20 protein-coding genes are annotated in these 20,036 nt (G+C 35.4%); 16 read left to right on the forward strand and 4 right to left on the reverse strand.

What is annotated here, in order from left to right; translation table 11 throughout:
* Positions 1–6 precede the first annotated feature (6 nt).
* The 4 genes from smc to ftsY all read left to right on the forward strand — a co-directional run bounded on the left by smc (position 7) and on the right by ftsY (position 6,868).
* Positions 7–3,546: a chromosome segregation protein SMC gene (gene smc, locus QOR44_RS03455; RefSeq protein ID WP_000478794.1), complete on the forward strand. Its 3,540-nt coding sequence runs from the start codon at positions 7–9 to the stop codon at positions 3,544–3,546.
* A 90-nt stretch (positions 3,547–3,636) separates the two neighbouring features.
* Positions 3,637–4,434 (forward strand): Cof-type HAD-IIB family hydrolase, encoded by a 798-nt coding sequence (locus QOR44_RS03460; RefSeq protein ID WP_000594101.1) that lies wholly within the window; start codon positions 3,637–3,639, stop codon positions 4,432–4,434.
* Entirely contained in the window at positions 4,434–5,258 is an 825-nt protein-coding gene (locus tag QOR44_RS03465) for a Cof-type HAD-IIB family hydrolase (protein WP_001280060.1), read from the forward strand. Before QOR44_RS03460 ends, QOR44_RS03465 begins: the two co-directional genes overlap by 1 nt.
* A complete protein-coding gene (ftsY, locus tag QOR44_RS03470; protein ID WP_000522267.1) occupies positions 5,258–6,868 on the forward strand; it encodes a signal recognition particle-docking protein FtsY in 1,611 nt (536 codons plus the stop codon). Before QOR44_RS03465 ends, ftsY begins: the two co-directional genes overlap by 1 nt.
* 36 nt (positions 6,869–6,904) lie before the next feature.
* Here ftsY and QOR44_RS03475 read toward each other — a convergent pair whose 3' ends face one another.
* The 3 genes from QOR44_RS03475 to QOR44_RS03485 are packed head-to-tail and all read right to left on the reverse strand — an operon-like array spanning position 6,905 to position 8,753.
* A complete protein-coding gene (locus tag QOR44_RS03475; protein WP_000617815.1) occupies positions 6,905–7,717 on the reverse strand; it encodes a TIGR03943 family putative permease subunit in 813 nt (270 codons plus the stop codon).
* Positions 7,717–8,619: a permease gene (locus QOR44_RS03480; protein ID WP_000350891.1), complete on the reverse strand. Its 903-nt coding sequence runs from the start codon at positions 8,617–8,619 to the stop codon at positions 7,717–7,719. The genes QOR44_RS03475 and QOR44_RS03480 overlap by 1 nt, the downstream gene beginning before the upstream one ends.
* 5 nt (positions 8,620–8,624) lie before the next feature.
* The gene (locus tag QOR44_RS03485; RefSeq protein WP_001018624.1) at positions 8,625–8,753 is read right to left on the reverse strand and encodes an SPJ_0845 family protein; all 129 of its coding nucleotides are present in this window, start codon (positions 8,751–8,753) and stop codon (positions 8,625–8,627) included.
* A gap of 132 nt (positions 8,754–8,885) precedes the next feature.
* On the opposite strand from QOR44_RS03485, the gene QOR44_RS03490 reads away from it, so the two are divergent.
* The 8 genes from QOR44_RS03490 (at position 8,886) to QOR44_RS03525 (ending at position 15,730) form a co-directional block, all read left to right on the forward strand.
* Positions 8,886–9,929 carry an LLM class flavin-dependent oxidoreductase gene (locus QOR44_RS03490; RefSeq protein WP_000571059.1) on the forward strand — a complete coding sequence of 348 codons (1,044 nt, stop codon included), beginning with the start codon at positions 8,886–8,888 and terminating at the stop codon, positions 9,927–9,929.
* 103 nt (positions 9,930–10,032) lie between these two features.
* Positions 10,033–12,195, forward strand: a complete 2,163-nt coding sequence (locus QOR44_RS03495) for a Tex family protein (RefSeq protein WP_141444571.1) — start codon at positions 10,033–10,035, stop codon at positions 12,193–12,195.
* Entirely contained in the window at positions 12,158–12,616 is a 459-nt protein-coding gene (locus tag QOR44_RS03500; protein ID WP_000366646.1) for a SprT family protein, read from the forward strand. Before QOR44_RS03495 ends, QOR44_RS03500 begins: the two co-directional genes overlap by 38 nt.
* Before the next feature lie 80 nt (positions 12,617–12,696).
* The gene (locus QOR44_RS03505) at positions 12,697–12,960 is read left to right on the forward strand and encodes a PspC domain-containing protein (protein ID WP_000842478.1); all 264 of its coding nucleotides are present in this window, start codon (positions 12,697–12,699) and stop codon (positions 12,958–12,960) included.
* Between the two features lie 227 nt (positions 12,961–13,187).
* Positions 13,188–14,123 (forward strand): HPr(Ser) kinase/phosphatase, encoded by a 936-nt coding sequence (gene hprK, locus QOR44_RS03510; RefSeq protein WP_000301753.1) that lies wholly within the window; start codon positions 13,188–13,190, stop codon positions 14,121–14,123.
* Positions 14,116–14,889, forward strand: coding sequence for a prolipoprotein diacylglyceryl transferase (lgt, locus tag QOR44_RS03515; protein WP_000609727.1), 774 nt, complete (start codon positions 14,116–14,118; stop codon positions 14,887–14,889). The genes hprK and lgt overlap by 8 nt, the downstream gene beginning before the upstream one ends.
* A gap of 14 nt (positions 14,890–14,903) precedes the next feature.
* On the forward strand, positions 14,904–15,302 hold the full coding sequence (locus tag QOR44_RS03520; protein ID WP_000569599.1) for a DUF948 domain-containing protein: 399 nt from the start codon (positions 14,904–14,906) through the stop codon (positions 15,300–15,302).
* Complete coding sequence (locus QOR44_RS03525) at positions 15,299–15,730, forward strand: YtxH domain-containing protein (RefSeq protein WP_000039971.1); 432 nt, start codon at positions 15,299–15,301, stop codon at positions 15,728–15,730. The genes QOR44_RS03520 and QOR44_RS03525 overlap by 4 nt, the downstream gene beginning before the upstream one ends.
* 40 nt (positions 15,731–15,770) lie before the next feature.
* Here QOR44_RS03525 and QOR44_RS03530 read toward each other — a convergent pair whose 3' ends face one another.
* Complete coding sequence (locus QOR44_RS03530) at positions 15,771–16,046, reverse strand: DUF3270 domain-containing protein (protein ID WP_000097986.1); 276 nt, start codon at positions 16,044–16,046, stop codon at positions 15,771–15,773.
* 326 nt (positions 16,047–16,372) lie between these two features.
* Here QOR44_RS03530 and QOR44_RS03535 point away from each other — a divergent pair, with 326 nt between their 5' ends.
* The 4 genes from QOR44_RS03535 to QOR44_RS03550 all read left to right on the forward strand — a co-directional run bounded on the left by QOR44_RS03535 (position 16,373) and on the right by QOR44_RS03550 (position 19,975).
* Positions 16,373–17,299: a peptidase U32 family protein gene (locus QOR44_RS03535; protein ID WP_017647155.1), complete on the forward strand. Its 927-nt coding sequence runs from the start codon at positions 16,373–16,375 to the stop codon at positions 17,297–17,299.
* A gap of 129 nt (positions 17,300–17,428) precedes the next feature.
* Positions 17,429–18,715 carry a peptidase U32 family protein gene (locus tag QOR44_RS03540; protein ID WP_000073153.1) on the forward strand — a complete coding sequence of 429 codons (1,287 nt, stop codon included), beginning with the start codon at positions 17,429–17,431 and terminating at the stop codon, positions 18,713–18,715.
* A gap of 126 nt (positions 18,716–18,841) precedes the next feature.
* Positions 18,842–19,054 (forward strand): YdbC family protein, encoded by a 213-nt coding sequence (locus QOR44_RS03545; RefSeq protein ID WP_001288869.1) that lies wholly within the window; start codon positions 18,842–18,844, stop codon positions 19,052–19,054.
* 123 nt (positions 19,055–19,177) lie between these two features.
* Entirely contained in the window at positions 19,178–19,975 is a 798-nt protein-coding gene (locus tag QOR44_RS03550) for a TspO-related membrane protein (RefSeq protein ID WP_000618022.1), read from the forward strand.
* The last annotated feature ends 61 nt before the right edge of the window (positions 19,976–20,036 follow it).

The raw sequence follows: 20,036 nt of genomic DNA on the forward strand, positions 1-20,036 counted from the left end.
GAAATCATGTTTTTAAAAGAAATTGAAATGCAAGGCTTTAAGTCCTTTGCGGATAAAACTAAGGTAGAATTTGATCAAGGAGTTACTGCTGTTGTAGGTCCAAATGGATCAGGTAAAAGTAATATCACAGAGAGTTTACGTTGGGCATTGGGAGAATCAAGCGCAAAAAGTTTACGAGGAGGTAAGATGCCAGACGTTATATTTGCTGGTACAGAAAATCGTAAGCCCCTTAATTATGCGCAAGTGAGTGTTACTTTAGATAATAGCGACCATTTTATCGAAAATATAGCTGACGAAGTTCGAGTTGAACGTCGTATTTTTCGAAACGGAGATAGTGAATATTTAATAGATGGACGCAAAGTTCGCTTACGTGATATTCATGATTTATTTATGGATACTGGATTAGGAAGAGATTCTTTTTCTATTATTTCCCAAGGACGCGTTGAAGCTATTTTTAATAGTAAACCAGAAGAGCGCCGTGCCATATTTGAAGAAGCCGCTGGTGTTCTGAAATACAAAACACGTAAGAAAGAAACACAATCCAAATTAGAACAAACTCAAGGGAACTTAGATCGCTTAGAGGATATTATTTATGAATTGGACATGCAAGTTCAACCATTAGAAAAACAAGCAAGTATTGCCAAGCGTTTTTTAGTATTAGATGAGGAACGACAAGGACTCCACTTATCTATTTTGATTGAAGATATTTTACAACATCAATCAGATTTAACTACTGTTGAGGAAAAGCTATTGACAGTAAGAAAAGAGTTAGCAACTTATTACCAACAACGTCAGTCCCTTGAAGATGAAAATCAATCGTTAAAACAGAAACGTCACCATTTATCTGAAGAAATTGAGGCTAAACAGTTAGCTCTTTTAGACGTTACAAAGTTAAAGTCAGATTTGGAACGCCAAATTGATCTGATTCGTTTAGAGTCAAACCAAAAGGCTGAAAAAAAAGAAGAGGCAGGTCAACGCTTAGCAGAGTTAGAAATTAAAGCTAAAGATTGTAGTGACCAGATTACCCAAAAAAATATAGAGTTAACTACTCTGTCGGAAAAAATAGCCCAAATAAGATCAGAAATTGTTAGTACAGAAAGTTCCTTGGAGCGTTTTTCAACTAATCCGGATCAGATTATTGAAAAACTTCGAGAAGACTTTGTTACCTTGATGCAAGAAGAAGCCGACACTTCAAACGCTTTAACAGCTTTACTAGCTGATATAGAGAATCAAAAACAAGCTTCTCAAGCTAAATCTCAAGAAATACAAGAAGTTAGCAAAAATTTAGAAGTATTAAAAAGTAACGCAAAGGTAGCATTGGAACGATTTGAGGCTGCAAAGAAGAATGTTCGTCAGTTATTATCTCACTACCAAGATTTAGGTCAAACCTTGCAAAATCTAGAAGGTGAGTATAAGAATCAGCAGTCAATTTTATTTGATCATTTAGATGAAATCAAATCAAAGCAAGCACGTATTTCGAGTTTAGAATCTATTTTGAAAAATCATAGTAATTTCTATGCTGGAGTGAAGTCAGTTCTACAGGCTAAGGACCAGCTTGGAGGTATCATAGGTGCTGTTAGTGAGCATCTTAGCTTTGACAAACATTACCAAACAGCATTGGAGATAGCTTTGGGAGGTAGCAGCCAACACATCATTGTTGAAGACGAGAGTGCTGCCAAACGTTCAATTGCTTTTTTAAAGAAAAACCGCCAAGGTAGAGCGACATTTCTGCCTTTAACTACAATAAAACCAAGAGAATTAGCACAACATTATCTCTCAAAATTACAAAGTTCTCAAGGGTTTTTAGGAATAGCTAGTGAATTGGTAACCTATGATCAACGCTTGTCAAACATTTTTAAAAATAACTTAGGGTTAACTGCTATTTTTGATACGGTTGATAATGCTAATGTAGCTGCGAGACAATTGAATTATCAAGTACGTTTAGTAACCTTAGATGGAACAGAGTTACGCCCTGGAGGGTCGTACTCAGGGGGAGCAAATCGTCAAAATAATACTGTTTTTATCAAGCCTGAATTGGATAATCTAAAAAAAGAATTGAAACAGGCACAAAGTAAACAATTAATTCAAGAAAAAGAAGTTGCCACATTGTTAGAGCAACTCAAAGAGAAACAAGAAACCTTAGCACAACTTAAGAATGATGGAGAACAAGCTCGTCTTGAGGAACAAAGAGCTGATATAGAGTATCAACAACTATCAGAAAAGCTTGCTGATTTAAATAAACTATATAATGGCTTGCAATTAAGCAGCGGGGCGTTGGAACAAACTACTTCTGAAAATGAAAAAAATCGTTTAGAAAAAGAACTTGAACAATTTGCTATTAAAAAAGAAGAGTTGACAACTTCAATTGCTCAAATTAAGGAAGATAAAGATTCAATTCAAGAAAAAGTCAATAATCTAACAACATTATTGTCAGAGGCACAGCTAGAAGAACGTGATTTGCTAAACGAGCAGAAATTTGAACGTGCCAACTGTACACGTCTAGAGATTACCTTGTCTGAAATAAAACGTGACATTAGTAATTTACAAACATTACTAAGCCATCAGGACAGTCAATTAGACAAAGAAGAGCTTCCACGTATAGAAAAACAGTTGCTACAAGTAAATAATAGAAGAGAAAATGACGAAGAAAAGCTTGTGAGTCTCCGTTTTGAATTGGAGGATTGTGAAGCTGCTTTAGATGATTTAGCTGCTTCTCTGGCTAAAGAGGGACAAAAAAATGAAAGTCTTATTCGTCAGCAAGCTCAATTAGAGTCACAATGTGAACAATTATCTCAACAATTGATGATATTCTCACGTCAATTATCAGAAGACTATCAGATGACATTGGATGAAGCGAAGGTAAAAGCAAATGTCTTGGAAGATATTTTGATGGCGCGTGAACAATTGAAATCTCTACAAGCTAAAATTAAAGCTTTAGGACCTGTTAATATTGATGCAATTGCTCAATTTGAAGAAGTTCATGAACGATTGACCTTCCTTAACACACAGCGAGACGACTTAGTTCATGCCAAAAATTTATTACTAGAGACGATTACAGATATGGATGATGAAGTTAAGACTCGTTTTAAATCGACATTTGAAGCCATTCGTCATAGTTTCAAAGAAACCTTTGTACAGATGTTTGGTGGAGGTTCTGCGGACCTTATTCTGACAGAAGGTGATTTATTATCAGCTGGGGTTGATATTTCGGTTCAACCTCCTGGTAAAAAAATCCAGTCTTTAAACTTGATGTCAGGTGGTGAAAAAGCATTATCAGCGTTAGCATTATTATTTGCCATTATCCGTGTTAAGACAATTCCATTTGTCATCTTGGATGAAGTTGAGGCCGCTTTAGATGAAGCAAATGTTAAGCGATTTGGCGATTATCTTAATCGATTTGATAAATCAAGTCAATTTATCGTTGTTACTCACCGAAAAGGGACTATGTCTGCTGCTGATAGTATCTATGGGGTAACGATGCAAGAATCAGGCGTTTCCAAAATTGTTTCTGTAAAATTAAAAGAAGCTCAAGAAATGACCAATTAGAAAACAGAAGGGGATCCCTTCTGTTTTTTGGATTTTCAGCCTTATTTTATGTTACAATAGTAAATGTAAACCCTTTAGTTAGGAGATTCCATGATAAAATTAGTAGCAACCGATATGGACGGTACATTCTTAGATGAAAACGGTACCTATGATAAAAAACGTTTAGCAAATGTGCTAAAAAAATTTAAAGAACAAGGAATTGTCTTTACGGCAGCAAGTGGGCGTTCCTTATTATCACTTGAACAATTATTTGCTGACTTTCGTGATCAGATGGCTTTTATAGCAGAAAACGGAAGTGCAGCAGTCTTATTTAATCGTTTGGCATATGAACAGCACTTGAGTCGAGAACAATACTTAGATATTATTGACCATTTGAGTAAGAGCCCTTATATGGAGAATAATGAATATGTCTTATCTGGCAAGGATGGTGCATATATTCTAAGTGATGCCAATCCAGATTATATTGAATTCATCACTCATTATTATGATAATTTGCAAAAAGTTTCTCACTTTGAAGATGTTGATGATATTATTTTCAAAGTAACGGCTAACTTTACTGAAGAGACTGTTAGACAAGCTGAGGAGTGGGTAAATCAAGCTATACCGTATGCCACAGCAGTGACAACAGGTTTTAAATCCATTGATATTATTCTAAGCTCAGTTAATAAACGAAATGGTTTAGAGCACCTCTGTGAACAATACGGTATTAGAGCAGAAGAAGTCTTATCTTTTGGTGACAATATTAATGATTTAGAAATGCTAGAGTGGTCAGGAAAAGCTATCGCAACAGAAAATGCTAGACCAGAAGTTAAAGAGATAGCAGATTGTATTATAGGTCATCACAATAATCAAGCTGTAATGGCTTATTTAGAAAGTATGGTGGATTAATGTCGGATATTAAAATACTTGCCTTAGATTTAGATGGCACTTTATTTACAACAGATAAGAAAGTTTCAGAAGAAAATAAAGTGGCCTTAAAAGCAGCTAGAGAAAAAGGTATAAAAGTTGTTATTACAACAGGGCGTCCTTTAAAAGCAATTGGTAATTTGTTAGAGGACCTAGAGTTAGTATCTGATGAAGATTACAGCATTACTTTTAACGGTGGTTTAGTTCAACAAAATACAGGGAAAATCTTAGCTAAAACTGCAATGACACGACAAGAAGTGGAAGATATCCATGAGGAGTTGTATCAAGTGGGTTTGCCAACAGATATCTTAAGTGAGGGAACGGTATATAGTATCGCTAACAAGGGACACCATTCTCAATATCATTTAGCCAACCCGCTCTTAGAATTTATAGAAGTTGATGATTTAGAGCAAGTGCCAAAGGATGTAGTTTATAATAAAATTGTTAGTGTTATTGATGCTACATATCTTGATCAACAAATTGCTAAACTTCCTGATAGACTTAAAGTTGACTATGAAATGTTTAAATCACGTGATATCATTTTAGAATTGATGCCTAAAGGTGTTCATAAAGCAGTCGGCTTAGAACTACTGACAAAACACCTTGGGTTAGATAGTAGTCAAGTTATGGCAATGGGAGATGAAGCAAATGATTTATCAATGCTAGAGTGGGCAGGCTTAGGAGTTGCAATGGCTAATGGTATTCCAGAAGCTAAGGCAATAGCAAAAGCGACAACTATTTGTAATAACGATGAGTCTGGAGTCGCCGAAGCAATTGGGAAATATATTTTAAGTGAGGAAAATTAATGGGATTATTTGACCGCCTATTTGGACATAAGAAAAAAGATAAAGAACCAGAAATTGAAGCATCAGAATCTGTTGTTTTAGAAGATGAAGATTCAGTTATTGATAAAGAGGAGGGCAGCAACTTTTCGAAGGAGTCAACTTTGAATCGAACCTCTGAAGTCCCTGTTGCAGAAGATGATTCTTTCTTAGAATTAGAAAGAGATACAGCATTGTCAGAATCACATCAACCAGTTACCTCTGAAATTCATCCTTTAGAGTCAGAAGATACCGATGAAATTCCTGTAAAAGAAGACGATAGTTTTTTAGAACTAGAAGATAGGGCTAAGACAAAGGTAGCAGATACTTCTGAGGTAGAAAATGTAGTTCCTGATTCCACGACTCTTTCTGACAATGTTTCTGCTAAATCTGAGGCATCTTTTAGTGATAAGGAGCAATTAAGTGATAGTCAGGCTTCAGATCAGTTTTCAGAAACTCCCCTTCAAGAAGAGATGTCTAGTGGAAAAACTGAGGTACAAACAGAGTCAGAGGATACATCTGCGGCTGATGCTTTTTTAGCAGATTACTATGCTAAACGTAAAGCAATTGAGAAAGAAATCTCGTCTAATTCGCTGTCAACAGATGAGTCAGAATTTTCTGAGGCACAGGAAGTTTTATCGCAATCACAGGCAGACACTATAAAAGCTGAGAGTCAAGAGGAAAAATATAATCGTAGCCTGAAAAAAACACGCACAGGTTTTAGTGCACGCCTTAATGCTTTCCTTTCTAACTTCCGTCGTGTTGACGAAGAGTTCTTTGAAGAATTAGAAGAAATGTTAATCTTATCTGACGTTGGGGTAAATGTTGCAACACAGTTAACCGAAGATCTTCGTTATGAAGCAAAATTAGAGAATGCCAAGAAATCAGAGGATTTAAAACGTGTTATCGTTGAAAAATTAGTTGAAATCTACGAAAAAGATGGTATTTATAATGAGGCTATCAATTTCCAAGAAGGTTTAACCGTAATGCTTTTTGTAGGTGTTAATGGTGTTGGAAAAACGACATCTATAGGTAAGTTAGCTCATCAATACAAGTCTCAAGGGAAAAAAGTTATGTTAGTAGCAGCTGATACTTTCCGTGCAGGTGCTGTGGCTCAACTAGTAGAATGGGGACGCCGTGTTGATGTACCAGTTGTCACTGGAGAAGAAAAAGCAGATCCGGCTAGCGTTGTCTTTGATGGCATGGAAAAAGCCGTTGCTCAAGGCGTTGATGTCTTGTTAATTGATACAGCAGGACGTCTGCAAAATAAAGAAAACCTTATGGCAGAGTTGGAAAAAATTGGACGTATTATTAAGCGTGTCGTACCAGATGCTCCCCACGAAACTTTGCTTGCTTTAGATGCATCTACAGGACAAAATGCTTTAAGTCAAGCTAAAGAGTTCTCGAAAATTACACCATTAACTGGCCTTATTCTGACTAAAATTGATGGTACTGCTAAGGGTGGTGTGGTACTGGCTATTCGTCAAGAACTAGATATTCCTGTTAAATTCATTGGTTTCGGCGAAAAAATCGATGATATTGGTGAATTTAATTCAGAAGATTTCATGCGTGGCCTTCTGGAAGGAATTTTATAAGAAAAAAGAACTTTCATTTAGAAAGTTCTTTTTATATTAAAAGACACGATAAACATAAGGATTATTAGGTTTAGAAACTTGACGAGACTCTTCAATGTGTAAGACTGGTAAGTTTTGTTGTAACAATTGATTATACTCGGATTTAATTGTACCTCTAACAGTTACCCAAGTATTGTCCGGATAACTTTTTTGATTTCCAGTCGTTAGTAGACCATAAACTCCTGAATCGGCAATACAATGAATGATTCCAAAGCGGAAAATAAATTGATATCCTTCGTGTTTGGGTTCGTTATAAACAAACCCAGTATATTGTATTTGGCGATCCATGAATTGCTCGGGATAGAGATAAATTAGTTCCATAACTTCCATGTAATTTTCAGTTGTGATGGTTAATGTACCAGAGCCTTTATATTTTTTAAGCTCTTTTTGCATTTCTTTTTCATAGGCTGAAGAAGTAAAATAAGTGCTGGTATCTGGTTTCAAATATTGAACGCGTGTCCCATCTTGACTTACAGTACCAGTAGAGCCGGCTGCTAGAGGGAAATTATATCCCTTGGCAGAGACTGTGGTTGAGTCTAAACTAACTGTAGGTACTAACAAACCTACTAAAACGGGAAATACTAAAATCATTGGGCTTGTTGATTTAGCTATTTTACCATGTAGGTGACTATGCATTTTCATATTTTTAACCCAAATAATTAGCTGTACAATTGCTAAAATAAAAGATAGGACCATTGAAATATAGGCCAAATAGGTATAATGAGTATTAATATACTGATTTAGTTTACCTGATAACTTTAAATACATGCTTAATTCAAAATAACCAGCAAGAATAAGAAATCGAATCATTATATTACCCCCACAAATAAACAATAGATAATAATAATAAGAGAAGATACACTAATGAATTGGACAATAAACCTTGTTTTAAAAGAATTTACCATCATCATTAAATTCTTAATATCAATCATGGGTCCAATTAAAAGGAAAGCCATCACTGGCGCGATTCCAAAGGTTGATAATAAAGAAGCACCTATAAAAGCGTCAGCTTCACTACACAATGACAAGATGAAAGCAAGCAACATCATAACTAAGATGGCTGTGATAGGGCTATGTCCGATAGTAGTAAGAACTCGAGTTGGTAAATAAATTTGCATAGCTGAAGCAATTAAAGTACCAAATACTAGATAGCGTCCTGTATCAAAAAATTCATCGATGGCATGAGCTAAGGCTAGAAAGATTTTTTGATACCACTTCTTATCAGAATAATCATGAAAATGAGTAGGTTTAGCGTCTTCTTTTAGAATATTATCATCTACTAAAAAGGCAAGCATGACTCCTAAAGCAATGGCTACAATGGTAGCACCTACAAAGCGTAATATCAGGAAGCGTATGGAATTTCCAAATGCTGAGTAGGTCGCAAATAAAACAATAGGATTAATAATAGGGGCAGTAGCAAGAAACGGAACTGCCGTGTATGAAGGCACTTTCTTTTCAAGGAATCGATTAATAATAGGAATGATACCACATTCGCAAGAAGGAAAGACAAAGCCAACGAAGGTTCCAAATAAGACTCTGAGAAATTTATTTTTCGGTAAGAACTTATTGACTATATCAGGTGTTATAAAGACTTCAATAATTCCTGATAAAATAGTTCCAAGCAAAACAAAAGGAAGTGCCTCAATAATAATGGAAATGAAAATGGCAAACCATTGAAGGACACTATCCGGTAATTGATTAAAGATATCCATAGAACTTAATCTTTCTGAGAATCATCTTTCTGTTCAGGTTTTGAATCAGAATCAACTTTTTTAGGTTTTGGTACTTTAGCAAAACTAGCGAACATACTTTCTAAGTCATCTTGACGTTTGTGCGTAATAGCCATTAATGGCACCTCTTTCTTTATATAATAACCTATTATACTATATTAGCTTATTTTTAACATAAAAAAACAAATCGATTGGAAATGATACTATATAGTGATAAAATGTTATTAGTAGATTGATGAGGTAAGATTATGATTGAATTAGGTATTACAACATTCGGAGAGACAACAATCCTTGAAGAAACAAACCAAAGCTATTCACATCCTGAGAGGATTCGCCAATTAGTTGCTGAGATTGAACTAGCTGATCAAGTTGGTTTAGATGTATATGGTATTGGAGAGCACCATCGTGAAGATTTTGCGGTCTCTGCACCCGAAATTGTCCTAGCAGCAGGAGCGGTTAGAACTAATAATATCCGTTTATCTAGTGCAGTAACGATTCTCTCTTCCAATGATCCTATTCGCGTCTACCAGCAATTTTCAACGATTGACGCACTTTCAAATGGTAGAGCAGAAATTATGGCAGGGCGTGGTTCCTTTATTGAGTCTTTTCCATTGTTTGGATACGATTTAGCGGATTATGATGATTTATTTAATGAAAAAATGGATATGTTGTTAGCAATTAACTCAGCGACAAATCTCGATTGGAAAGGTCATTTGACACAAACAGTTAATGAGCGACCAATTTATCCAAGAGCATTACAGAGACAGTTACCAATATGGGTGGCAACAGGAGGAAATGTTGATTCTACAATTCGTATTGCAGAACAAGGTTTGCCAATTGTTTATGCAACTATTGGTGGGAATCCCAAAGCATTTCGTCAATTGGTCCATATTTATAAAGAAGTTGGTAGTCGTAATGGACACAAACCAGAACAACTAAAAGTTGCTGCTCACTCTTGGGGATGGATTGAAGAGGATAATCAAACCGCTATTGACCGTTATTTTTTCCCTACGAAACAGACCGTCGATAATATTGCTAAGGGACGCCCTCATTGGTCTGAAATGACCAAAGAGCAGTATTTACGTTCAGTAGGTCCAGAAGGTGCTATTTTTGTAGGAAGTCCTGAAGTGGTTGCACATAAAATTATAGGACTTGTTGAAGCACTTGAGTTAGACCGTTTTATGTTACATCTACCAGTTGGCTCTATGCCTCACAAAGACGTCCTAAATGCTATCAAACTTTATGGTAAGGAAGTAGCACCAATTGTTCGAAAATATTTTGAAAAGAATTAAAGCAGATCTGGTCTGTTTTTTATTGTTAGATTATAAAAACGCTATCTTGAAATCGCTTTTTAAAACTCTTCGTAAGTCAAAAATATGCTATAATAAAAGCGTTATGGAAAATTTAAATATTACACAAATTGCTATTGATTTAGGTATTAAAGCGTCACAAATCGAAAAGGTTTTAGAATTAACAGATGAAGGAAATACTATTCCTTTTATTGCCCGTTATCGTAAAGAAATGACAGGTAATTTGGATGAAGTTCAAATCAAATCAATTATTGACCTTGATAAGAGTATGACAGCTCTTTCAGATCGTAAAACTACGGTCTTAGCCAAAATTGAAGAACAAGGAAAGTTGACTCAAGAACTCAAAAAGGCTATTGAAGAAGCAACTAAACTAGCAGATGTTGAGGAACTCTACCTACCTTATAAAGAAAAACGTCGTACGAAAGCTACGATTGCACGTGAAGCAGGTCTTTTTCCTTTAGCACGTCTTATTTTACAAAATAAGGATAACCTTGAGGAAGAAGCTCAAAACTATCTTACAGATGGTTTTGAGACAACTACGAAGGCACTTTCTGGAGCAGTAGATATTCTTATCGAAGCTTTTTCTGAGGATAATAAATTACGTTCATGGACATATAATGAGATCTGGAACTACAGCTCAATCACTGCAGTTGTTAAAGATGAGTCACTTGATGAAAAACAGGTCTTCAAAATCTACTATGACTTTTCTGAAAAAATAAGTAAACTCCATGGCTATCAAGTTTTAGCATTGAATCGTGGTGAGAAAATGGGTGTTCTTAAGGTTAATTTTGAGCATAACCTTGAAAAAATGTTTCGCTTTTTTGCTGTTCGATTTAAAGAAACTAGCCAATATATAGATGACCTTATTGTACAGACTGTCAAGAAAAAAATCGTTCCAGCTATGGAACGCCGTATCCGTACAGAACTAAGTGAAGGAGCAGAAGATGGTGCAATTTCACTGTTTTCAGAGAATCTTCGTAACTTATTGTTAGTCTCACCGCTTAAGGGGAAAATGGTGTTAGGTTTTGACCCTGCCTTTCGTACAGGAGCAAAATTAGCAGTAGTAGACCAAACTGGAAAATTAATGACAACACAAGTGATTTATCCAGTTCCTCCAGCTAATCAAGCAAAAATCGAACAATCAAAAATAGAGTTAGCAAAACTTATCAAAGAATTCAATATAGAAATTATTGCTATAGGGAATGGAACAGCGAGTCGTGAATCAGAAGCATTTGTTGCAGAAGTTTTACAAGATTTTCCAGCCGTATCCTATGTGATTGTTAACGAAAGTGGTGCCTCTGTTTATTCAGCCTCAGAATTGGCACGTCATGAATTTCCAGACTTAACGGTTGAAAAACGTTCGGCCATCTCAATTGCAAGACGTCTGCAAGACCCATTAGCAGAACTAGTCAAAATTGATCCAAAATCTATTGGTGTGGGTCAATATCAACATGATGTTAGCCAAAAAAAATTAGCAGAAAATCTTGATTTTGTTGTTGAAACTGTAGTTAACCAAGTAGGTGTTAATGTTAATACAGCAAGTCCAGCCTTGTTAGCTCATGTTTCAGGTTTAAATAAAACAATATCTGAAAATATTGTTAAATATCGTGAAGAGAATGGGCAAATTAAGTCACGTGCTGAAATTAAGAAAGTGCCCAGATTAGGAGCAAAAGCTTTTGAGCAAGCTGCTGGATTCTTACGTATTCCTAATGCTAAAAATTTCTTGGATAATACAGGTGTTCACCCTGAGTCTTATGAAGCTGTTAAAAAGTTGCTTGACCAACTGACTATCAAAGAATTAGATGATCTTGCTAAAGAGAAGTTACAAAACCTTGACTTAATTGCAACAGCAGAAAGTATTGGGGTAGGTCAAGAAACATTAAAAGACATTATAGAAGATCTTTTGAAACCAGGTCGTGATTTGCGTGATGATTTTGAAGCGCCTGTTTTGAGACATGATGTTTTAGATGTCAGTGATTTAAAAGTTGGACAGGAATTGCAAGGAACTGTTCGAAACGTCGTTGATTTTGGTGCTTTTGTTGATATTGGTGTTCATGAAGATGGTCTAATCCACCAGTCTCGCCTTATTAAGCGAAAACGCGATAAAAAAACTAGAAAAATGCCTCCTTTACAACATCCAAGCAAATATCTCTCTGTTGGTGATATTGTAACTGTTTGGGTTGTAGAGGTAGATGCGGAGCGTAGCAGAATTGGACTTAGTCTTATCAAGCCAGACGGACTTGACTAATTATGTTAAGAAGGTGTCTATAGAAGATTTTGGATGTCAGTTTTTACATACTGCACATTGGAATAATCGCTTAAGAACAACTGGAGGACGCTTCTTTCCAAACGATAGACACCTTGACTTTAATCCCAAAATTTATCGTGAGTTTGGTATTGATATTTTTCGTAAGATTGTAAGACATGAGCTTTGCCATTATCATCTCTATATACAAGGTAAAGGATATCAACATAGGGATAAAGCTTTTAAAGAGTTACTAGAAAAAGTCGATGGCTTACGATATACCCCTAGAGTTACGGCTGTTAAAGTGAATTATCATCATTACTCTTGCCAATCTTGCGGTCAAGTATACCGACGTAGGAGACGTGTTAATTTACGCAAGTTTGCTTGTGGTTATTGTCATGGTCGCTTGATAGAGAGTTTTTAAAATCAGTCGTAAGGCCTATTTAATTTTACTGTCAAAGTAGTTATAATTAAAATATAGAGTAGATAGAAAGAAGGATAGGTATGAAATCAAGCTTCTACAAACAACGAAAAGGTAAGTTGGTCTGCGGTGTTGTCGCCGGTCTAGCTGATAAGTATAACTGGGATTTAGCTCTTTCACGGGTGTTGATTGCACTGATTTTGTATTTTACCAAATTTGGTCTTTTGCTATATATTTTATTAGCTGTTTTCTTACCCTATAAAGAAGATATTATTGAAACAAGAAGACAAGGTCCCAGAAGACGTAAAGATGCTGAACCTGTTGATGATGACGGTTGGTTCTGGTAATTCATATAAAGGAGATTTGCTAGATGAATCTCCTTTTTTCTTAGCTTTATTTAGACCACTTTTTCAAAATATCTTCTTTTTTTCAGAAAAACGCGTTAGCGCTTACTTTTAGTAAAAAGTATGATATAATGTGGGTGTAAATTAATGAAAGTGTTTAGTACCTTTGCTCAACTTTAAATTGTAGGGTATAGCAATAGGGATATTCACTTTTATAAGAAGGAGTAAGTATGGCAGTTACTGTTCAAATGTTAGTTGACCGCTTAAAGTTAAATGTCATCTATGGTGATGAACATCTATTATCTAAGCGGATTACAACAGCTGACATTTCACGTCCTGGTCTAGAAATGACAGGGTATTTTGATTATTATGCACCAGAGCGTTTGCAACTTGTTGGTATGAAAGAGTGGTCATATTTAATGGCTATGACAGGACATAATCGTTATCAAGTGTTACGTGAAATGTTCCAAAAAGAAACACCAGCTATTGTTGTAGCACGTGATTTAGAAATTCCAGAAGAGATGTATGAGGCGGCTAAAGATACTGGTATTGCTATTCTTCAAAGTAAGGCCCCTACAAGTCGTTTATCAGGTGAAGTTTCTTGGTATTTAGATTCTTGCTTAGCTGAGAGGACAAGTGTTCATGGTGTCTTGATGGATATCTATGGTATGGGTGTTCTGATTCAAGGAGATTCCGGTATTGGTAAGAGTGAGACAGGACTAGAGCTAGTTAAGCGAGGACATCGTTTGGTAGCAGATGACCGTGTTGATGTTTATGCTAAAGACGAAGAGACGCTTTGGGGAGAGCCTGCTGAGATATTACGTCATTTACTTGAAATTAGAGGTGTGGGAATCATTGATATTATGAGCCTATATGGAGCTAGTGCGGTTAAAGATTCATCGCAAGTGCAATTAGCTATATACCTTGAAAACTTTGAAACTGGAAAAGTTTTTGATAGACTCGGAAATGGCAATGAAGAGATCGAATTATCTGGAGTTAAGGTTCCTCGGATACGTATTCCTGTTAAAACAGGCCGAAACGTGTCAGTAGTTATTGAAGCAGCGGCTATGAATCACAGAGCTAAACAAATGGGGTTTGATGCTACCCAGACTTTTGAGGATCGTTTAACACATTTGATTAGTCAGAACGAGGTCAATGATGATTAATCCAGTAGCAATACAATTAGGCCCCTTTTCTATTCGCTGGTATGCTATTTGCATAGTGTCTGGTATGTTGTTAGCAGTTTACTTAGCAATGAAAGAGGCCCCTCGTAAGAACATTAAGTCGGATGATATTCTAGATTTCATTCTCATGGCTTTTCCACTATCCATTGTTGGAGCTCGTATTTATTATGTTATCTTCGAATGGGCTTATTACTCTAAGCACCCAGTAGAGATTATCGCCATTTGGAACGGTGGTATTGCTATTTACGGAGGGTTAATTACCGGAGCCATTCTCCTTGTGATTTTTTCATATCGTCGCTTGATTAATCCCATTGATTTTCTGGATATTGCTGCTCCAGGAGTGATGATTGCCCAAGCCATAGGTAGATGGGGGAATTTTATTAATCAAGAAGCATACGGTAGGGCAGTAAAAAATCTGAATTACTTACCAAACTTTATAAAAAATCAAATGTATATCGATGGAGCTTACCGAGTACCTACATTTTTATATGAGTCTCTTTGGAACTTCCTAGGTTTTGTCATCATCATGTCTATTCGTCATCGACCGCGCACTTTAAAACAAGGTGAAGTGGCATGTTTTTATTTAGTTTGGTATGGATGTGGACGGTTCATTATTGAAGGGATGAGGACAGATAGCCTTTATTTGGCGGGTTTGCGCGTGTCACAATGGTTATCAGTTATTTTAGTTATTATCGGAATTGTCATGATTATTTATCGTCGTCGTGAACAACATATTTCATATTATTAAACAGAGGAGGTATTATGATAGAAATTGCTGTATTAATTATTGCCATTGCGTTTGTTGTTTTAGTTTTAGGAATACTTTTCGTTCTGAAAAAAGTATCAGAAACGATTGAGGAAACCAAGCAAACTATTAAAGTATTAACAAGCGATGTTAACGTGACTCTTTACCAAACTAATGAAATTTTAGCCAAAGCTAATGTTTTAGTTGATGATGTTAATGGTAAAGTATCTACTATTGATCCTCTTTTTGTAGCCATTGCTGACTTATCAGAATCTGTATCTGATTTAAACCTACAGGCAAGACACATTGGACAAAAAGCAAGTAGTGCAACCTCAAGTGTTACTAAGGCAGGGTCAGCTTTAGCTATTGGAAAAGCGGCTTCAAAAATTTTTCGTAAAAAAGGAGACAAAAAATGAGTAAATTATTTAAAACTTTAGTTATCAGTGCTGCATCAGGTGCAGCAGCAGCTTATTTTTTAACAACAAAAAAAGGAAAAGAGCTAAGGAAAAATGCAGAAAAATTCTATGGAGAATATAAAGAAAATCCAGAAGAATATCATCAAATAGCTAAAGATAAAGCAAGTGAATATTCAAATTTAGCTGTTGATACTTTTAAAGATTATAAAGGTAAATTTGAATCAGGTGAATTGACAACAGAGGATATCGTCTCAGCCGTTAAGGAAAAAAGCGGAGAAGTAGTTGACTTTGCTAATGATTTTGTCAATCAAGCTAAATCAAAATTCTCAGACGAGGATACTGCTAAAAAAGAAGATAAGGCTCCTGAAACAAAAGTAGAAGATATTGTCATTGATTATAAAGAAAACACAGAAGATAAAGAAAAATAAAAAAGAAGCTACTATAAGTAGCTTCTTTTTTATGAGATTTTTATTGTCTGAGTGACCAAATGAATGAAGAGACTGCAGATGTAACTGCTAGACTTGCCAGCATCGCTAGTAAGAAACTCCAGACAGGTGTTACACTTAGTGCTAGTAATAAGAAAGAGATTAGCACAGTGGTTATACTGAAGAGAGCGATACGAGCAAAAAAGACTAGCTCACGCAACTTAGCACTGTGATCAAATTCTTGAAATACTTGAAATTTTGGTTGAGCTTGCTCTGTTTTGCTTTCGTGAGTTTGCTCTTGCTTAAGTGGTGATGACATAGCTTTCTCCTTTGATACTAGCATATCATATCACAAATAATAGAGTTTGTCACTAGTTTTTTGATACTATGAGTTAAAATAAAGGTTTTTTCTCAAAAAAACAAAAACATTGCCCATATTAGTAGTAGAATACTAAAAGTATTTTTTACTACTTTCCTTACTTTTTTAAATTGGAAAGGAAAAAATATAGTATTTCAATACTATATTTTTTCTTATCTGATAGTGCTTAACCTCTAAAGTGATATAATTTTCGAAAAGAATATTTTTTATTTATTCTTGTCAAGAAATATGCTTAAAAATGCTGAAAGTTTGTTATAATACTAATTATGGAAAAAATAATTTTGACAGCGACAGCTGAATCTATTGAACAAGTAAAGCAATTGCTAGCAATAGGAATTGACCGCATCTATGTAGGGGAAGAAAATTACGGTCTTCGTTTACCACATTCATTTTCAGACGATGAATTGCGTGAAATCGCTAAATTAGTACATGATGCTGGTAAAGAATTGACAGTAGCTTGTAATGCACTCATGCATCAAGAGATGATGGATAATATCAAACCATTTTTGGAGTTGATGAAAGAAATTAATGTGGATTATTTGGTAGTTGGTGATGCAGGAGTATTTTATATCAACAAGCGTGATGGTTATAACTTCAAACTTATCTACGACACTTCTGTCTTCGTTACATCAAGTCGTCAAGTTAATTTTTGGGGACAACATGGAGCAGTAGAAACGGTTTTAGCACGTGAAATACCTTCTGAGGAACTTTTTAAGATGTCTGAGAACCTTGAATTTCCTGCTGAGATTTTAGTTTATGGGGCTTCTGTAATTCATCACTCTAAGCGTCCGTTATTGCAAAACTATTATAATTTTACTCATATCACTGATGAAAAAACACGTGAGCGTGGTCTTTTTTTAGCAGAACCAGGTGATCCAGAAAGTCACTATTCTATTTACGAAGATAAGCATGGGACTCATATTTTTATTAACAATGATATCAATATGATGACTAAAGTGACTGAACTAGTTGAACATCACTTTACTCACTGGAAATTAGATGGTATTTATTGTCCAGGAGATAATTTTGTTGCTATTGCTGAAATTTTTGTCGAAACAGCTCGTTTGATTGAAAATGGAACATTCACTCAGGATCAGGCTTTCTTGTTTGATGAACGAATTAGAAAGCTGCACCCTAAAGGACGTGGTTTAGATACTGGATTTTATGAGTTTGACCCATCAACAGTAAAATAAGATTTACTTGCTACGTGAAAGTTTTCTATTTCAAAGCGTAGCCAATTACACTAAGAACTGCATATCGATTGGTATGTTAATTAAGATAGAAAATAATTCTTTTATCTTGAAAATAGAAGGAAATATAAGATGTCTAATGTAAAAAAACGCCCTGAGGTTTTATCACCTGCAGGAACACTAGAAAAATTAAAAGTTGCTATTGATTATGGAGCAGATGCTGTATTTGTTGGAGGTCAAGCGTATGGTCTTCGAAGTAGAGCTGGTAACTTTTCTATGGAAGAGTTACAAGAGGGAATAAACTATGCTCATGCGAGAGATGCTAAAGTTTATGTAGCGGCTAATATGGTTACTCATGAAGGTAATGAGCTTGGGGCAGGTCCGTGGTTTCGTGAATTACGTGATATGGGACTAGATGCAGTCATTGTTTCAGATCCTGCTCTTATTGTTATTTGTGCTACAGAAGCACCAGGTTTAGAAATTCATTTGTCAACTCAAGCCTCTTCCACGAACCATGAAACTTTTGAATTTTGGAAAGAGATGGGGCTTACTCGTGTCGTATTAGCACGTGAGGTTACTATGGCAGAATTGGCTGAAATCAGGAAGAGGACAGATGTTGAGATAGAAGCATTTGTTCATGGCGCGATGTGTATTTCATACTCAGGACGATGTGTTCTATCAAACCATATGAGCCATCGTGATGCTAATCGTGGCGGTTGCTCTCAGTCATGTCGTTGGAAATATGACCTCTACGATATGCCATTTGGACAAGAACGTCAATCGTTAAAAGGCGAGATTCCAGAACCTTTCTCAATGTCAGCAGTGGATATGTGTATGATTGAGCATATTCCAGATATGATTGAAAATGGCGTAGATAGTTTAAAAATAGAAGGACGTATGAAATCCATTCATTATGTTTCTACAGTAACTAATTGCTATAAAGCTGCTGTAGATGCCTATATGGAAAGTCCAGAAGCTTTTGAAGCTATTAAAGAAGACTTGATTGATGAACTTTGGAAGGTTGCACAACGCGAATTAGCAACAGGTTTTTACTACCATACACCAACTGAAAACGAACAACTCTTTGGAGCTCGTCGTAAAATTCCTCAATACAAATTTGTTGGGGAAGTGGTTTCATTTGACAATGCTAAAATGGAGGCTACAATTCGTCAGCGTAATGTTATTATGGAAGGAGATCGCGTAGAATTCTATGGTCCTGGCTTCCGTCACTTTGAATGTTTTATTGAAGGTCTGCGCGATGCTGAAGGAAATAAAATAGACCGTGCTCCAAATCCGATGGAATTATTAACCATAACATTACCAAATCCAGTAAAAAAAGGGGATATGATTCGTGCTTGTAAAGAAGGATTAGTGAACCTTTATCAAAATGATGGTACTAGCAAGACTATAAGAGCTTAGATACTTTTATAACTATTTTGTCATTTTACATGGTCAATATTACTAAAAATTGTTAAAATAGAAGAAGTTCATTTAAATAGAACAAAAAGCTATAAAAATAACGAATAGTATAAGTGGAGGTATAAAATGTCAGAATTTACATTTGAAATTGTTGAGAAGTTATTGGTCCTATCTGAAAATGAAAAAGGTTGGACAAAAGAGTTGAATCGTGTGAGCTTCAACGGAGCGCCAGCTAAATTTGATTTGCGTACATGGAGTCCAGATCATACAAAAATGGGTAAAGGTATCACTTTATCTAATGAAGAATTTAAAGTCATTTTAGATGCTTTTCGTAAATAAATAAAAAGTGGTTTCAAAAACCACTTTTTTTGTCGAGACAAGCGAGTATTCAGTAAATATGTTGATTAAAAAAATAGAATTTTTAAACTAAAAGAATTATAATGGAGGTAAAAGGAGGCCTCTATGATTAGACATTCATTTAAAAGTAAGATGTTATTGTTAGTCTTTATCTTAACAATAATAGTGAATTATTTATCCGCAACAGGTTTGTTAACAGGGAACAGTCAGAAGAGTCTGTCTGATCGTTATCAAACGCTCTTGACACCAGTACCATTAGCCTTTTCAATTTGGTCAGTCATCTATTTATTGACCTTTTTAGTAATATTAAGAGCTATATTCAGTAAGAGTCAATCTTACCAAGATAACTTTGCTAGCATTTTTTCATACTTTTTGGGTCTTCTATTAGTTAATAATATATGGACTGTATTTTTTACGAGTAATTTGATTGGCCTATCAACAATAATAATTTTTGCTTACTGTATTCTTCTGGTTATCATTATCAAGATACTAAGTAAAAATAAATCAAAATTACTGCTTAGAATAACATTTGGAATTCATGCAGGATGGTTGCTAGTTGCGTCATTGGTCAATTTAGCGGTCTACTTAGTTAAAATTGATTTTAATTACCCATTACCAAAGGTATATATAGCTATCATTGCCTTGATTTTTATAACTGTTTTAAGTCTTTACCTGGCTAGGGTATTACAAAATGCTTACTTAATCTTATCCGTTTTTTGGGCTTGGTTGATGGTTTTTAAAGCACATTTAGAAGGAAATTTTCAACACCTATATTTTAGTATCCAAATTTTATCTTTGATTGCAGCAATTATCCTTGGCGTATCGTTTTTCATCATCGGTTATTATAATGTCAAGGAGAGGTACAAGCAAAAACGTACTAGTCCTTACTCACGGGTTCTTTAAAGAAATACAAAAAGCTCCATCATTATGTACTTTCCTCTATCATTAGATGTATGTCTCATGA

Origin of the sequence: Streptococcus agalactiae, from assembly GCF_949788565.1 — a bacterium.
GTDB classification, from domain to species: Bacteria; Bacillota; Bacilli; order Lactobacillales; family Streptococcaceae; genus Streptococcus; species Streptococcus agalactiae.

Bases quoted from the DNA above. Each gene is read 5' to 3' on its own strand.
- lgt (WP_000609727.1), top strand. From the start codon at position 14,116: ATGATTAATCCAGTAGCAATACAATTAGGCCCCTTTTCTATTCGCTGG.
- QOR44_RS03495 (WP_141444571.1), top strand. From the start codon at position 10,033: ATGGAAAATTTAAATATTACACAAATTGCTATTGATTTAGGTATTAAA.
- QOR44_RS03480 (WP_000350891.1), bottom strand. From the start codon at position 8,619: ATGGATATCTTTAATCAATTACCGGATAGTGTCCTTCAATGGTTTGCC.
- QOR44_RS03475 (WP_000617815.1), bottom strand. From the start codon at position 7,717: ATGATTCGATTTCTTATTCTTGCTGGTTATTTTGAATTAAGCATGTAT.
- QOR44_RS03490 (WP_000571059.1), top strand. From the start codon at position 8,886: ATGATTGAATTAGGTATTACAACATTCGGAGAGACAACAATCCTTGAA.
- QOR44_RS03550 (WP_000618022.1), top strand. From the start codon at position 19,178: ATGATTAGACATTCATTTAAAAGTAAGATGTTATTGTTAGTCTTTATC.
- QOR44_RS03485 (WP_001018624.1), bottom strand. From the start codon at position 8,753: ATGGCTATTACGCACAAACGTCAAGATGACTTAGAAAGTATGTTCGCT.
- smc (WP_000478794.1), top strand. From the start codon at position 7: ATGTTTTTAAAAGAAATTGAAATGCAAGGCTTTAAGTCCTTTGCGGAT.
- QOR44_RS03540 (WP_000073153.1), top strand. From the start codon at position 17,429: ATGTCTAATGTAAAAAAACGCCCTGAGGTTTTATCACCTGCAGGAACA.
- QOR44_RS03525 (WP_000039971.1), top strand. From the start codon at position 15,299: ATGAGTAAATTATTTAAAACTTTAGTTATCAGTGCTGCATCAGGTGCA.
- QOR44_RS03460 (WP_000594101.1), top strand. From the start codon at position 3,637: ATGATAAAATTAGTAGCAACCGATATGGACGGTACATTCTTAGATGAA.
- QOR44_RS03505 (WP_000842478.1), top strand. From the start codon at position 12,697: ATGAAATCAAGCTTCTACAAACAACGAAAAGGTAAGTTGGTCTGCGGT.
- QOR44_RS03530 (WP_000097986.1), bottom strand. From the start codon at position 16,046: ATGTCATCACCACTTAAGCAAGAGCAAACTCACGAAAGCAAAACAGAG.
- hprK (WP_000301753.1), top strand. From the start codon at position 13,188: ATGGCAGTTACTGTTCAAATGTTAGTTGACCGCTTAAAGTTAAATGTC.
- QOR44_RS03545 (WP_001288869.1), top strand. From the start codon at position 18,842: ATGTCAGAATTTACATTTGAAATTGTTGAGAAGTTATTGGTCCTATCT.
- QOR44_RS03520 (WP_000569599.1), top strand. From the start codon at position 14,904: ATGATAGAAATTGCTGTATTAATTATTGCCATTGCGTTTGTTGTTTTA.
- ftsY (WP_000522267.1), top strand. From the start codon at position 5,258: ATGGGATTATTTGACCGCCTATTTGGACATAAGAAAAAAGATAAAGAA.
- QOR44_RS03465 (WP_001280060.1), top strand. From the start codon at position 4,434: ATGTCGGATATTAAAATACTTGCCTTAGATTTAGATGGCACTTTATTT.
- QOR44_RS03535 (WP_017647155.1), top strand. From the start codon at position 16,373: ATGGAAAAAATAATTTTGACAGCGACAGCTGAATCTATTGAACAAGTA.